We start from the raw sequence: 13,593 nt of genomic DNA, 5'->3' as shown, positions 1-13,593 counted from the left end.
GGGCGGACAACAGAAGGAGAGGGGAGCACCATGGTGAAGGTCTCGGTGGATCAGGAGAAGTGCTGCGCGGCCGGACACTGCGCGCTGGCCGCGCCGGAGGTGTTCGACCAGCGGGAGGAGGACGGGGCCGTCGTGCTGCTGGACCCGAACCCGCCGCTCGCGCTCCGCGACAGCGTCGCCGAGGCGTCGTTCCTCTGCCCGGCCGCCGCGATCGCGGTAGAGGATTAGCGGATCAGCAAACGCTCCACACCCGATCGCGGCCCCGGCGAGACGTTTCTCGCCGGGGCCGCGCAAGCGAGGGGAAGGCAGTCTTGACCACGTCGACTTCCAGTCCGGCCGCCAGTTCCGCGTCCGCTTCCCGGCAGGTCACCGTCGGGCTGGCCGAACGCTCGTACACCGTCCACATCGGACGCGGTGTGCAGCGGCTGCTCCCGCAGGTGGTGGCCGCCCTGGGGGCGCGCAAGGCGGTGGTGGTCACCGCGCGGCCCCCCGAGCGGACCCCCGACCCGGGAGTGCCCTCGCTCGTCGTACCGGCCCGCGACGGAGAGGAGGCCAAGGACCTGGCCGCCGTGACGGACCTGTGCCGCCAGTTCGTCGGATTCGGGCTGACCCGCTCGGATGTGGTGGTGTCGTGCGGCGGCGGCACCACGACCGACACGGTGGGCCTGGCCGCCGCCCTCTACCACCGGGGCACACCGGTCGTCCATGTGCCGACCTCGCTGCTGGCCCAGGTGGACGCGAGTGTCGGCGGGAAGACCGCGGTCAATCTGCCCGAGGGCAAGAACCTCGTCGGCGCCTACTGGCAGCCCACGGCCGTGCTCTGCGACCTCGACCACCTGGACACCCTCCCCGAACGCGAGTGGCGCAACGGCCTCGGTGAGATCGCCCGCTGCCACTTCATCGGCGCGCCCGATCTCGACCGGCTGCCGCTGCTCGACCAGATCGCGGCCAGTGTGACGCTCAAGGCGGGCGTCGTCGCCGCGGACGAACGGGACTCGGGCCTGCGCCACCTGCTCAACTACGGCCACACGCTGGGGCATGCGCTGGAACGTGCCACCGGGTTCGCGCTGCGGCACGGGGAGGGCGTGGCCATCGGCACGGTGTTCGCCGGGCGGCTCGCCGGCGCGCTGGGACGCATCGGCCCGGAGCGGGTCGCCGAGCACCGTGAGGTGGTCGCCCGCTATGGCCTGCCGACGGAGCTGCCCCCGCAGGTCTCCGTCCCCGAGCTGGTGGAGCTGATGCGGCTGGACAAGAAGGCCACCGACGGGCTGACGTTCGTCCTGGACGGGCCCGAGGGTCCGGGGCTCGTGCGCGGGATCCCCGAGGAGACGGTCAGCGCCACCCTCGCGGAGATGCCCCGTGAACGGCGCGGCGCATAAAGGGAGATGCGTTGGGGTCGGTTAGGGGGCGGAGGTTCCGGTAGGGGTTGATGCTGGTACGGGCGTGCTGATGGAATCGTTTCCCGATCAACGTTTGGTCTGACCCAAGGGCCGCGAGTCCGCATTTCGTCGACCTCGATCGGGGACCATGAACATGCCCTACAGCTATGCCATGCCGGTGAATACCGAGCGGAATTCCCGTCCGATGGACAGAATAGGGAATGCCGCGGCGCACCTCGGACATCCATTCGGTGACTCTTCGGTGCGGCCCGGGCAGGCCCTTCTCGTGGACGGACCGCTGGCATGCGGCAAGACGACCCTGCTCCGGTCGTTCGCCGAGCGAGCCTCGGAGGCCGGCTACCTCGCCGTCACGGCGACGTGTTCCCCCAGCGAGCGGGAGCTCCCCTTCGGCGTCGTCTCCCAACTGGCCCGCGGTGTCTGGAAGTCACCGGGCGGGCTGCCCGAGGTGCCGGGGCTGTCGGCCATCCTCCACGGGACCAGCGATCCGGCGGACCAGGCCGAGACCGCCCGGCTGTGCCACCGGCTGTGCACCTCGCTGATCGACCATGCGGAGCACACCCCGCTGCTGCTCGCCGTGGACGATGTGCGGCACAGCGACCCGGGCTCCGCGCACTTCCTCCTCCAGCTGGTGCGCCGCCTGGACGCGGCACGTATCGCGGCCGTGTTCACCGACGACCTGAGCCTGCCCGCGCCGTCCCTGCCGCTCCGCTACGAACTGCTGCGCTCCCAGAGCCTGCGCCGGATCGGCCTGGGCCCGCTCAACCGCGAGCAGGTGGCGGACGTGGTCGTGGCGGAGCTGGGCGAGACCGCGAGCCACCGCGCCGGCGACGTCTACGCCGCCACCGGCGGCAACCGGCTGTTGCTGCACACCCTGCTCTCCGACTACGGCGAGCACGGCGAGCCCCGCCAGGCGGGCTACGGACAGTCCTTCCTGAGCTGTCTGCACCGCAATGAGCCGATCTTCCTGGACGTGGTGCGCGCGCTGGCCGTGGTGGGCGCCTCCTTACCCGCCACCGACCTCGCCTGGCTGACCGGCCATGAGCCCGAGCCCATCAGCCAGGTGCTGGCGGCGCTGACCGGGGCCGGGCTGATGGACGAGGGCGCGTTCCGGCACGAGGCGGCGCGGCTCGGCGTGCTCAACGACATGCCCGCGCGGGAGCGCAGGATCCTGCACCAGCGGGCCGCGCGGCTGCTGCACGACCAGGGCAGGCCCGCCACCACGATCGCCCGCCATCTGGTGCGCGCCGGGCAGATCCCCGACTCGTGGCCCGCTGAGGTGCTGCTGGAGGTGGCCGAGCAGGTGGCGGTGGGCGAAGAGCCGTCCATCGCCGTCGATCTGCTGGAGCAGTCCTTCGAGCAGTGTCCGCACGAGGAGCGGCGCGCCGCCCTCCAGGCCAAACTCGCCGAGGCGGAATGGAAGATCAACCCCTCCACCGCCACCCGCCACCACACACCGCTCTACGGCGCCGTCCGGGCCGGCCGGCTCGGCCTCCCCGACAGCGTCACCCTCCTCATGCAACTCCTGTGGAAGGGCGGTCTGACCGAGGTGGAGGGGCTGCTCGCCCATCTGCGCGACGACCCCGCCGCCACGGACCAGCTCCACGCCATCGAGGCGGCGCTCACCTGCACCTACCCCTGGCTGGCCGAGCGGCGCGCCGCCCCGGCGCACCACGGTGGCTCCGCGGCCACGCGGGCGGCGGTGTGGCCCCGGGCCGGCACCGTGCTGGCCGATGTGCTCACCGGCGGCCAGACCCATGACACCGTACGGCGCGCCGAGGAGGTACTGCGCGAACTTCAGCTCGGCCACGACCCGGCATGCCAGGAGCAGGCGGGACTGTTCGCCCTGCTCGCACTGGTCTACGGCGGCCGGATCGACCTGGCGTCCTCCTGGTGCGAGGGCGCGCTCGGCGAGACCGGCGGGGGACCGCATGTCCCCATGCGGCAGGCGGTGCTGGCGGCGGCCAGGTCGGAGATCGCCCTGCGCCGCGGTGACCTCGCCGAGGCCGCTGAGCGGGCCCGGGCAGCCCTCACCCATGCCTCCCCCGGCGCGTGGGGCGTGGCGATCGGGCTGCCGCTCGGCGCCCTCATCCTGGCGTGCACACGGATGGGCCGGTACGAGGAAGCGGGGTTCCATGTCGCGCAGACCGTGCCCAACGCCATGTTCAAGAGCACCTACGGGCTGCACTACCTGTTCGCCCGCGGCCACTACTTCCTCGCGGCCAACCGCCACCAGGCGGCGCTCGCGGACTTCCTGCTGTGCGGTGAACTGCTCACCGACTGGGGGCTGAGCAGCGGCTGCGACCCGGTGCCGTGGCGGATCGGGGCGGCGGAGGCCTGGCTCGCACAGGGCAACCACGACCAGGCCCGGATCCTGGTCTACCAGCAGCTCAGCCGTCCGCACACGGACGGGGCCAGGGCCCGCGGGCAGTCGCTGCGCCTCCTGGCGGCCACCAGCTCGGCCAAGCGGCGGCCGCAGTTGCTCAACGAGGCGGTGGGGCTGTTCACCGAGCAGGAGGACAAGTACGAGCTGGCCCGCACGCTGTGGGACCTCAGCCAGGCGTACCACGCGCTCGGGGAGAAGAAGCAGGCCCGCCGGACCATGCGCCGGGCCTGGCACGTGGCGAAGATGTGCGAGGCGGCCTCGCTGTACGAGGAGTGGCTGCCGGCCGACGACCCCTCCCAGGCCACGGCGCTGATGCCGAAGACGGACACCGGGATCGAGCGGTTGACCCACTCCGAACGGCGTGTCGCGTCGCTGGCCGCCATGGGCTACACCAACCGGGAGATCGCCGGAAAGCTGTACGTCACGGCCAGCACCGTGGAGCAGCATCTGACCCGGGTGTTCCGCAAGCTGGACATCAAGCACCGGGAGCAACTGCCCACCGAACTCTACGCCGACCGCATGGAGTTGGCGTGACAGCGGACGGCCATGCCCCGGGCGGACCCCGGGGCATGGCCGTCGTGGGGGTGGGGTGTGCGCGGTGTCAGCGCTTGACCGCGAGCGTGATGCCATCCCCCACGGTGAGCATGCTGATCTCGACGCGGGTGTCCTCCCGGAGCAGCTTGTTCACCTCGCGCAGGGCGGCGGTGTCGGCGTCCTGCGCGGCCGGGTCGACCACCCGGCCGAAGAAGAGGGTGTTGTCCAGGACGATGAGCCCGCCGCGCCGGAGCAGCGCCAGCGACTCCTCGTAGTAGTGGGCGTAGCCGGTCTTGTCCGCGTCGATGAAGACCAGGTCGAACTCCCGGCCCTCCCGCCGCAGTCCGGCGAGCGTGTCCTTCGCGTCACCGATGCGCACATCGATGCGGTCCGCCACCCCGGCGCGCTCCCAGAACGGGCGGCCGAGCCCCGGCCACTTCGGTGTGATGTCGCAGGTGATCAGCGAGCCGTCGGCCGGCAGCGCCCGCGCCATGCACAGTGTGCTGTATCCGGTGAAGGTGCCGATCTCCAGCACCGAACGGGCGCCGACGAGCCGCACCAGGAGCCCGAGGAGCTGGCCCTCCTCGGGCATCACCTGCATGGCCTGCGCGGCGGGCAGACCGGCGGTCTCCGCCCGCAGCCCGGCCAGCACCTCGTCATCGCGCAGGGACAGTTCCCGTACATAGCCGAGAATTTCTTCGGTCACATCGACTTGCTGAGCCATCGGATTGTCGCACCCCGCAAAGGTGAAAGGGAAAGTCAATGCGACCGATGCTAAGAATCCGCGGACGCGCCGCGCAATGGCGCCTGCCGGAATGCCGGAACTCATATTCCGGCTGAGGGGGGTCTAGGGGGGATCCTTAGGGGATTTGCGCGAACGCCCGGACAATATCGTGAACGCGGAAGCGCGTGTCATGGTCGGCACGTTGTTCACAACGCGCTGCGGAGGGCGATGAATGAGCGGACATGCGGAAGCGCCGCGGCTCATGGTGCTGGGCGCAGGAACGATGGGACTGGGAATCACCTCGCTCGCCGTCGGCCACGGAATCCCGGTGACGGTCGTCGAGGTGGACGAGGACAGGGCCGGCCGGACGCGGGCCGCGGTCACCGAACGGCTCCGTATGGCCCAGCTCATGGGAGCCCTGCCGGCCGGCCGCCCGCAGGGCGAGCTGACGGTCACCGCGTCCCCGGCCGACGGCCGGGACGCCACCGCCGTGGTGGAGGCCGTCACCGAGGACACCCCCACCAAGGCCAAGGTGCTCGAGGCGGTCGCCGGGCTCACCGGAGCCCAGGTGCCGCTGATCTCCAACACCTCCTCCATCCCGATCGACGAACTGGCCGGTTTCATCGCCGATCCGGCGCGGCTGGTCGGCACCCACTTCATGAACCCGCCCTATCTGATCCCCACGGTGGAGGTGATCCGCGGCCCCCGCACGGGGGACGTGGTGATGGCCGCCGTGACGGACCTGCTGCGGGCGCTGGAGCGCAAGCCGGTCGTCGTCGGCGACGGGCCGGGGTTCGTCACCAGCCGGGTGCTGCACCCGATGATCAACGACGCGATCCGGGTGGTGCAGGAGGGCACCGCGACGGTGGAGGCCGTGGACGACCTGATGCGGGAGTGCCTGGGCCACCGCACCGGGCCGCTGCGCACCGCGGACCTGATCGGCCTGGACAACCTCGCCGACTCGCTGCGCGTGCTGCACGAACGCACCGGGGACTCCCGGTGCGCACCGAGCGAATTGCTGCTGGAGAAGGTCCGCGACGGCCACCTGGGCCGCAAGTCGGGCCGCGGGTTCTACGCATACGGGAAGGAACTGGCGTGACCATCTCATCGAAGCCGGGCAGCCACACCGCCGAGACGGTGGCGCAGGAGGTGCAGCAGTTCCTCGAACAGCGCACCAAGCAGACCTGGGACCCGGACACCGATCTGTTCAGCAGCGGTGCCGTGTCCTCGATGTTCGCCATGGAACTGGTCGTGCACCTGGAGTCGACCTTCGACGTGATGATCACCGGCCCCGACCTGGCGCTGGACAACTTCCGCACGGTGAACGCGATGACCGGGATGGTCCTGCGGCTGCGCGAGGCACAGCCGTGACCGACGCCGTCACGCGCCATGCCGAGCTGGTCGGCGAGTTGATCGGGGACCGGGCCGACGCGTGGGACGTGGCCGGGGAGCTGCCCCGCGACCTGCTGGTCAAACTCGGCGCCTCCGGAGTGCTGTGCGCACAGGTCGGCCCCGAGCACGGCGGCACCGGGCTGGACAGCCGGGCGGGCGGGGAGCTCACCGCGCTGGTCGGCGCCCGGTGCAGCTCCCTGCGCAGCGTGATGACCTCGCAGGGCATGGCGGCGTGGACCGTGCGGAGACTTGGCGGCCCGGAGCAGTCGGACACCTTTCTGCCCCGGCTGACCTCCGGCGACCTGGCGGCGGTCGCGTTCAGCGAGCCAGGGGCGGGCAGCGACCTGTCGGCGATGGAGACCGAGATCGCCGACGACGGCACACACGTGGTGGTCACCGGGCGGAAGGTGTGGATCACCGCCGCCCACTACGCCGATCTGCTGGTGGTGTTCGGCATGTACCGGGGCGGCGCCACGGCCGTGGTCGTGCCCGCCCGGGCGCCCGGAGTCCGGATCACCCGGGTGGCGAACCCGCTGGGCTGCCGTGCCGCGGGCCACGCGGACATCACCCTGGACGCGGTCCGGGTGCCCGCCGACCACGTACTCGGTGGCACCGGGCTGCCGCTGCCCCTCGCGACCACCGCCGCGCTCACCTACGGGCGGATGTCCGTGGCGTGGGGGTGTGTCGGCATTCTGCGCGCGTGCCTGGACGCCGCCGCCACGCACACCGCCACCCGGGAGCAGTCCGGCCGGGTACTCGCCGAGCACCAGTTGGTGGCCCGGCACCTGGCCGAGCTGTATGTCGCGGAGCGGCACGCCACCCGGGCCTGCGAACACGCCAGTGACTCCTGGGACGCCGGCTCGCCCGACATGGCGGTGGACGCGGTGCACGCCAAGTACGTGGCCTCGCGCGAGGCGGCCGAGGGCGCGGCCCGCGCCGTACAGCTCCTGGCGTCCGCCGCGGGCTCCGACGGCCATGTGGTGGCCCGGGCGTACCGCGACGCCAAGCTGATGGAAGTCATCGAGGGCACCAGCGAGATCTGCCAGCTCATCCTGGCCCAGCACACGCGGAAGCCGGCCCAGCACACGCGGAGGAAGGTGCAAGCATGACGGAGGGGAAGCCCGTGAGCGGGAGCGAGCCGCCGACGGCCGTCAAATGTCTCGTCTGGGACCTGGACAACACCCTGTGGCGCGGCACCCTGCTCGAGGAAGGGGAGGTGCCGCCGTTCGAGTGGGTGCGCGATGTCATCACCACCCTCGACGAACGTGGCATTCTCCAGTCGGTCGCCAGCAAGAACGACCATGACCACGCCTGGGCACGGCTGGAGGCGCTGGGTCTCGCCGAGTACTTCGTCCTGCCGCATATCGGCTGGGGCCCCAAGTCGGAAGCGGTGCGCGCCATCGCGGAGCGGCTGAACTTCGCCCACCGCGCCATGGCCTTCGTGGACGACCAGCCCGCCGAACGCGCCGAGGTCGCCTACCGGCTCCCCGAGGTGCGCTGCTACCGGGCCGAGGACGTGGCCGGGCTCACCGGGCTGCCCGAGTTCAGCCCCGCCGTGGTCACCGTGGACTCGCGGCAGCGGCGGGCCATGTACCAGTCGGGGTTCCGCCGGGACGCCGAGCGGGCCGAATTCAGCGGCCCCGACGAGGAGTTCCTGCGCACCCTGGACATCCGGATGGCCATCGCCCGCGCCACCGAGCGGGAGCTGTCCCGGGTCGAGGAACTGACCCTGCGCACCAGCCAGATGAACGCCACCGGTGTGCACTACGCCGACTCCGTACTGCGCGGACTGCTCACCGACCCCGCCCATGAGGTGCTGGTCCTCACGATGGGCGACCGGTTCGGCACCCACGGGGCCGTCGGCATCGTGCTGCTGGAGAGGCATCCGAAGGTGTGGCATCTGAAACTGCTCGCCACCTCCTGCCGCGTGGTCTCCTACGGCGCCGGATCCACCGTGCTGAACTGGCTGGCCGACCAGGCGGCGCGGGCCGGGGTGCACCTGGCCGCCGACTTCCGGCGGACCGACCGCAACCGGATGATGGAGGTCGCCTACCGCTTCGCCGGGTTCGCCGAAACCACCTGCGGGTGCACCGCGGCCCTCGCGCCCCCCGGCGAGGAGGGGGTCGAACGCCTCCACCTCACCCCCGCGTTCCAGCCGGCCCCGACGACGTTGCGGCTGACGGCGCCTGACCTCGCCGACGCGGCGCTGCCGCACTCCCGCTGACCGGCGGGCGCTTCCGCCCCGGATCCTCGCGTTCGCCTCTGACTGGTTTGGGTGATCACTGTGCTTGTGCTCGGGCTCAACGGCAACTTCTCCGCCGCGGACACCGATGTGGTGCCGCAGCTGGGTGAGGTGTTCTTCCACGACTCGGCGGCTTCTTTGATCCGCGACGGCGAACTCGTGGCCGCGGTGGAGGAGGAGCGGCTCAACCGGATCAAAAAGACGACGAAATTTCCCCTCAACGCGGTCCGTGAGTGTCTGGCCCTGGCCGGTGCGCGGCCCGAGGACGTCGACGCGGTGGGCTACTACTTTCCCGAGAACCACATCGACACCGTCCTCAACCACCTCTACACCGAATATCCGCGGGTGCCCCTGCGCTACTCCCGGGAGCTGATCCGGGAGCGGCTGAAGGAGGGCCTGGGCTGGGACCTGCCGGACGAGAAGCTGGTGTACGTACCGCACCACGAGGCACACGCGTACTCCTCGTATCTGCACTCCGGCATGGAATCCGCCCTGGTCCTGGTGCTGGACGGCCGTGGCGAGCTGCACTCCGGCACCGTCTACCGCGCCTGGGGCACCCAGCTGGAGAAGCTGGCCGACTACCCCGTGTCCAAGTCACTGGGCGGGCTCTATCTGAACGCCACCTATCTGCTCGGCTACGGCTTCGGCGACGAGTACAAGGTGATGGGCCTGGCCCCCTGGGGCGACCCCGCCACCTACCGCGACACCTTCGCCAAGCTCTACACCCTCCGCGACAACGGCGAGTACGAGCTGCACGGCAACATCATGGTGCCCAACCTGGTCAGCCCGCTGTTCTACGCCGAGGGTTTCCGGCCGCGCCGCAAGGGCGAGCCGTTCACCCAGGCGCACCGCGACTTCGCCGCCGCGCTCCAGGAGACGGTCGAGAAGATCGTGCTGCACATCCTCCAGCACTGGGCGAAGACCAGCGGTCTGTCGCGCCTGTGCTTCGGCGGCGGCGTCGCCCACAACTCCAGCCTCAACGGCCTGATCCTCAAATCCGGCCTGTTCGACGAGGTGTTCGTGCACCCCGCCTCGCATGACGCGGGCGCCGGCGAGGGCGCCGCCTACGCCGCGGCGGCGAGCCTGGGCACCCTCCAGCGGCCGAGGAAGCGGCTGCTCAGCGCGAGCCTCGGCCCGGCGCTCGGCGACCGGGAGCGGATCAGGGCCCGGCTGGCCGACTGGGCGCCGCTGATCGATGTGGAGTTCCCGGGCGACGCCGTGGAGACCGCGGCCGGGCTCCTCGCCCGGGGAGAGGTGCTTGGCTGGGCCCACGGCCGGTCCGAATTCGGCCCCCGCGCGCTGGGCCACCGCAGCATCGTCGCGGACGCGCGCCCCGAGGAGAACCGCACCCGCATCAACGCGATGGTGAAGAAGCGCGAGGGCTTCCGGCCGTTCGCCCCGGTGGTCACCGCGGAGGCCGCCCCCGACTACTTCGACCTCTCCGGCGCGGAGGGCCACCACGAGTTCATGTCCTTCGTGGTGCCGGTGCTGCCGGAGCGGCGTACGGAACTCGGCGCGGTCACCCACGTGGACGGCACCGCCCGGGTGCAGGTCGTCTCGGCCGAGTCGGGCGAGCGGTTCCACCGCCTGGTACGGCGGTTCGGCGAGCTCACCGGCACCCCGGTGCTCCTCAACACCTCCTTCAACAACAACGCCGAACCCATCGTGCAGAGCCTCGACGACGTGGTGACCAGCTTCCTCACCACCGACCTGGACGCCCTGGTGGTGGAGGACTGCCTGGTCCGCGCCAAACCCTCGCCCGACCTGGGCGCCCTGGTGCCGCGGTTCCGCCCGGTGACCCGGCTGGCCGAGCGCACGACCGCCGGTCCTGACGCCTCGGCGGGGGCGAAGACCCACGAGATCTCCCTCGACTACGACGGCGGCCCGTCCGCGAAGGTGTCACCCGAGCTGTACGAACTGCTGGGCGCGGTGGACGGCACCACCACGCTCGGGGACCTGGCCAAGACCGTCGCGGGCGGGCTGTCCGAGGCGCTGGCCACCGAGGTGTTCGCCCTGTGGGAGCAGCGGTTCCTCACCCTGACCCCGGCCGGGGACATCGGTCCGTCGGCGGACGACGGCACCCGGGAGCGCTGACCCGATGGCGGCGGACCCGATCACCGAAGTGCACCGGGAGATCACCCGGCTGCTGACGAAACTGGGCCGGCCCTCCGGCACCCGCCCGGACGCCCTCGTGGAGGCGTGCGTGGCCTGCCTGGAGGCCGCCCAGTGCACCTCGGCCGCCGCCACCGGCCAGGAACACCCGGACACCGGCGCCCAGGAAGCCCTTCACGCGGTCAACGCGGCCGCCCTGGCCATCAGATACGCCCTGGTCAAGGCGGGCGACGAACGCCGCCGCGCGGCCCGGACGGGGGAGAGCGTCACCTCGGACACCTAGTCACTCCGCTGGATGTGCCCCCGTCAGGGGCGCGAAACCAACTGGTCCCTTCCCCCAAGCGGCTCGGGGGAAGGGACCAGTCATGTCCGGGCGGGGAAGCGCCCTACGACGAGGCGGACGAGGCGGGGGGCGGGTTCAGCTGGGTGGCCAGGTCGTCCACCAGGGAGTGGAGTTCGTTCTCGTCCCTCGCGATGCCGAACAGGTAGAAGTCCGGGCGTACCAGCACCGCCAGCGCGTCCATCTCCGACAGGTAGGGCAGGTATCGGTCCTCCACGTCCAGCGTGTCCCGTGGGGCCAGGTCGGCCGTGGGTGTGTTCGCGGGGACCATGCGGACCAGTCGGGTGCCGATGCCGTCGAGGAACTTCAGGCGTCGTGCGTCCAGCGCCGGGACCACGTCCTCGGCGTAGAGGAGGACGAAACCGGTGCCCACCACGTCGTCGAACAGGCCGGTGGTCCCCGCGCGGCCGACTCGCCACTGGGGGCCCGCCTGGCCGGCGTAACGCGCCGGGCGGCCCTGGCCGTCCTTGCGCAGCAACCCGTCCACGAGCGGTTTCACCACGGAGCGGCGGGCGGCGCTCGGGCCGATGTTGCGTTTGCGTGCGGCCAGCATCGCCGCGTCACGGTCCGCCGCCGCGGCCGGGTCCGCCATGCACACCACCCGGCCCAGGCCCACCGACATCTCCACCGCGTGCCGCACATGTGCCCGCCGCTCGGTGGTGTAGGTGTCCAGCAGGGTGGGTGCCGCGTGTCCGCCGAGGACCAGGTCCAGTTTCCAGGCCAGGTTGGCCGCGTCACGGAATCCCGAGCACATGCCCTGCCCCGCGAACGGCGGCATGAGGTGTGCCGAGTCCCCGGCCAGCAGCATCCGCCCGGACCGCCAGCGCTCGGCCCAGCGGGCCTGGAAGGTGTAGACCGCGTGCCGGTCCAGGACGCCGTTGTCGGGCGTCACATCGAACAGCCGCAGCAGCTCCCAGGCGCTCTCCACGGTGCCGAAGTGGTCGGGGTCGTCCGCGGGCACCCGCATGAACTCGTACCGCCGGTGGCCGGGGCCCGCGGACACCGCCGTCCGGGGGCGTGCCGGGTCGCAGATCTCCAGGTTGTTCGGCCGGAACTCGCGGTGTTCGTGCAACCGCACATCGCAGATCAGCCAGTCGTACGAGAAGTCGAGATCCGTCATGGTGGTGCCGACACCCGTCCGCACCAGGCTGTTCGCGCCGTCGCAGCCGACCACCCACAACGCGGTGAGGTCCGTCTTCTCCCCGTCCGGGCCGACCACGGTCAACGTCACACGGTCGCCGTCGTCCGCGAGTCCCACCGCCTCGTATCCGCGCAGGATCCGCAGCGGTGGCAGCGTCGCCCCGTGCTCGATCAGCGCGGACTCCAGGGCGGGTTGATAGGCGGACAGCGCCTCCGGCCAGGTGCAGTGGCCCCGGTCGGCCACCTCGTGGTCGATCAGCGTCTCGCCCTTGGTGTTCTGCCAGGCGTGGTCCCGTGCGGGTTCGGTGAACTTGTCGAGCGAGTCGCCGATCCCGGCCGAGGCCAGAATGCGCGCGGCCTCACTGTCGAACCCGACCGCCCGGGGGTGCCGGTACGGCTCCGGCCAGCGCTCCACCACCGTCACCCGCCGGCCGCGCTGGGCCAGCAGCACCGACAGCAGCTGGCCCACCGGTCCATAGCCGACGATCAGCACCTCGGCCGCGAGGCCGTCCGTTTCCCGCGCGGTGTCCACCGCCGTCTCCCTCCCGCTCATGCGCCCGCCAGGATCAGATCGACAACGTCCTGGAATTCGTCCGCCTTCACCAGCACCTTGGTGCGCTCCACCCCGTCCTCGACGGTGAAGTAGCGCCTGCCGATGAGCACGATCTTCCCGTTGTCCGTGGCCCGGCTGCGGAAGGTGGTTCCCGCGAGCACCGAGTCCTGTGCGTAGTCGTCCAGGCTGTCCAGCCGCACCGCGTCCCAGCCGGACGGATCGGCCAGCTCCGGCCGGAACCGGTACACCGGCTGCCAGTCGCTCTCCTTGGGCCGCCGTTCCACCACCTGGTAGCCGTCGTGCTCGGTCACGCGGTACGAGCAGCCGTACTGGTGCTGCTCCTCCTCGGACAGGTACAGCGGCTCCGAATACGACGGCCCGGGGAAGCCGACGTCCACGAGGTGGATCCGGCCATCGAGGTGGACCAGGTCGAAGGTGTGCTCCCGCTCCGGGCCGAAGGTCCCGTTCGCCTGCCGCACCGCGGCCGCCACCATGCGCACGTCGTAGCCGAGTTCGGTCAGCAGCGTATGGAACAGCCGGTTGAGCTCGTAGCACACTCCGCCATGGCCCTCGGTCACCACATGCTCGAACACCAGGTCCAGCGGGACGTTTGTGAGGTGCCGCGAGGCCGGGAGCCGGTCGGGGGCCGTGGAGTTGTCGTACGGGACCGCCATGAGATGCCGTTTGTGCAGATGACGGAGGGTGTCGAGGGTGGGTGGGGGGGTGCCCTCCACCCCGATGCGCCGCAGATACTTCGCCACGTCGAACATGCT

General features: G+C 71.3%; 12 protein-coding genes. 9 read left to right on the top strand and 3 right to left on the bottom strand.

The annotated features are described in order from the left end of the window. Nucleotides 1-33 precede the first annotated feature (33 nt). The 3 genes from ACT2CW_RS20800 (at nucleotide 34) to ACT2CW_RS20790 (ending at nucleotide 4,317) form a co-directional block, all read left to right on the top strand. On the top strand, nucleotides 34-228 hold the full coding sequence (locus ACT2CW_RS20800) for a ferredoxin (RefSeq protein ID WP_037961789.1): 195 nt from the start codon (nucleotides 34-36) through the stop codon (nucleotides 226-228). A gap of 83 nt (nucleotides 229-311) precedes the next feature. Beyond that, on the top strand, nucleotides 312-1,379 hold the full coding sequence (locus ACT2CW_RS20795) for a 3-dehydroquinate synthase family protein (protein WP_445517760.1): 1,068 nt from the start codon (nucleotides 312-314) through the stop codon (nucleotides 1,377-1,379). Between the two features lie 148 nt (nucleotides 1,380-1,527). Beyond that, on the top strand, nucleotides 1,528-4,317 hold the full coding sequence (locus ACT2CW_RS20790; protein ID WP_445517759.1) for an AAA family ATPase: 2,790 nt from the start codon (nucleotides 1,528-1,530) through the stop codon (nucleotides 4,315-4,317). Between the two features lie 67 nt (nucleotides 4,318-4,384). Here the strand turns inward: ACT2CW_RS20790 and ACT2CW_RS20785 are convergent, their stop codons facing one another. Further along, nucleotides 4,385-5,041 carry a class I SAM-dependent methyltransferase gene (locus tag ACT2CW_RS20785; RefSeq protein WP_182469882.1) on the bottom strand — a complete coding sequence of 219 codons (657 nt, stop codon included), beginning with the start codon at nucleotides 5,039-5,041 and terminating at the stop codon, nucleotides 4,385-4,387. Between the two features lie 232 nt (nucleotides 5,042-5,273). On the opposite strand from ACT2CW_RS20785, the gene ACT2CW_RS20780 reads away from it, so the two are divergent. From ACT2CW_RS20780 to ACT2CW_RS20755, 6 genes are read left to right on the top strand one after another with little or no spacing between them, the layout of a single operon-like run. Then, complete coding sequence (locus ACT2CW_RS20780; protein ID WP_445517758.1) at nucleotides 5,274-6,140, top strand: 3-hydroxyacyl-CoA dehydrogenase family protein; 867 nt, start codon at nucleotides 5,274-5,276, stop codon at nucleotides 6,138-6,140. Further along, nucleotides 6,137-6,412, top strand: coding sequence for an acyl carrier protein (locus ACT2CW_RS20775; RefSeq protein WP_164424262.1), 276 nt, complete (start codon nucleotides 6,137-6,139; stop codon nucleotides 6,410-6,412). Before ACT2CW_RS20780 ends, ACT2CW_RS20775 begins: the two co-directional genes overlap by 4 nt. Beyond that, a complete protein-coding gene (locus ACT2CW_RS20770) occupies nucleotides 6,409-7,542 on the top strand; it encodes an acyl-CoA dehydrogenase family protein (protein ID WP_445517757.1) in 1,134 nt (377 codons plus the stop codon). The genes ACT2CW_RS20775 and ACT2CW_RS20770 overlap by 4 nt, the downstream gene beginning before the upstream one ends. Continuing rightward, nucleotides 7,539-8,657 (top strand): HAD-IIIC family phosphatase, encoded by a 1,119-nt coding sequence (locus ACT2CW_RS20765; protein ID WP_445517756.1) that lies wholly within the window; start codon nucleotides 7,539-7,541, stop codon nucleotides 8,655-8,657. Before ACT2CW_RS20770 ends, ACT2CW_RS20765 begins: the two co-directional genes overlap by 4 nt. Before the next feature lie 51 nt (nucleotides 8,658-8,708). Next, nucleotides 8,709-10,769, top strand: a complete 2,061-nt coding sequence (locus ACT2CW_RS20760) for a carbamoyltransferase family protein (RefSeq protein WP_445517755.1) — start codon at nucleotides 8,709-8,711, stop codon at nucleotides 10,767-10,769. Nucleotides 10,770-10,773: 4 nt separating this feature from the next. Continuing rightward, nucleotides 10,774-11,070 carry an O-linked N-acetylglucosamine transferase gene (locus ACT2CW_RS20755; protein WP_164424270.1) on the top strand — a complete coding sequence of 99 codons (297 nt, stop codon included), beginning with the start codon at nucleotides 10,774-10,776 and terminating at the stop codon, nucleotides 11,068-11,070. Between the two features lie 103 nt (nucleotides 11,071-11,173). Here the strand turns inward: ACT2CW_RS20755 and mhpA are convergent, their stop codons facing one another. Both mhpA and ACT2CW_RS20745 read right to left on the bottom strand, forming a co-directional pair. Continuing rightward, nucleotides 11,174-12,820: a bifunctional 3-(3-hydroxy-phenyl)propionate/3-hydroxycinnamic acid hydroxylase MhpA gene (gene mhpA / locus ACT2CW_RS20750; protein ID WP_445517754.1), complete on the bottom strand. Its 1,647-nt coding sequence runs from the start codon at nucleotides 12,818-12,820 to the stop codon at nucleotides 11,174-11,176. Beyond that, the gene (locus ACT2CW_RS20745) at nucleotides 12,817-13,590 is read right to left on the bottom strand and encodes an arylamine N-acetyltransferase family protein (protein ID WP_445517753.1); all 774 of its coding nucleotides are present in this window, start codon (nucleotides 13,588-13,590) and stop codon (nucleotides 12,817-12,819) included. The genes mhpA and ACT2CW_RS20745 overlap by 4 nt, the downstream gene beginning before the upstream one ends. Between the last annotated feature and the right edge of the window lie 3 nt (nucleotides 13,591-13,593).

Source organism: Streptomyces sp. NEAU-174 (assembly GCF_052665095.1).
Note: the sequence above shows the minus strand (reverse complement) of the source record. Positions and strands in the feature narration are given on the sequence as shown.

Bases quoted from the DNA above. Each gene is read 5' to 3' on its own strand.
- ACT2CW_RS20790 (WP_445517759.1), top strand. From the start codon at position 1,528: ATGAACATGCCCTACAGCTATGCCATGCCGGTGAATACCGAGCGGAAT.
- ACT2CW_RS20780 (WP_445517758.1), top strand. From the start codon at position 5,274: ATGAGCGGACATGCGGAAGCGCCGCGGCTCATGGTGCTGGGCGCAGGA.
- ACT2CW_RS20745 (WP_445517753.1), bottom strand. From the start codon at position 13,590: ATGTTCGACGTGGCGAAGTATCTGCGGCGCATCGGGGTGGAGGGCACC.
- mhpA (WP_445517754.1), bottom strand. From the start codon at position 12,820: ATGAGCGGGAGGGAGACGGCGGTGGACACCGCGCGGGAAACGGACGGC.
- ACT2CW_RS20785 (WP_182469882.1), bottom strand. From the start codon at position 5,041: ATGGCTCAGCAAGTCGATGTGACCGAAGAAATTCTCGGCTATGTACGG.
- ACT2CW_RS20755 (WP_164424270.1), top strand. From the start codon at position 10,774: ATGGCGGCGGACCCGATCACCGAAGTGCACCGGGAGATCACCCGGCTG.
- ACT2CW_RS20765 (WP_445517756.1), top strand. From the start codon at position 7,539: ATGACGGAGGGGAAGCCCGTGAGCGGGAGCGAGCCGCCGACGGCCGTC.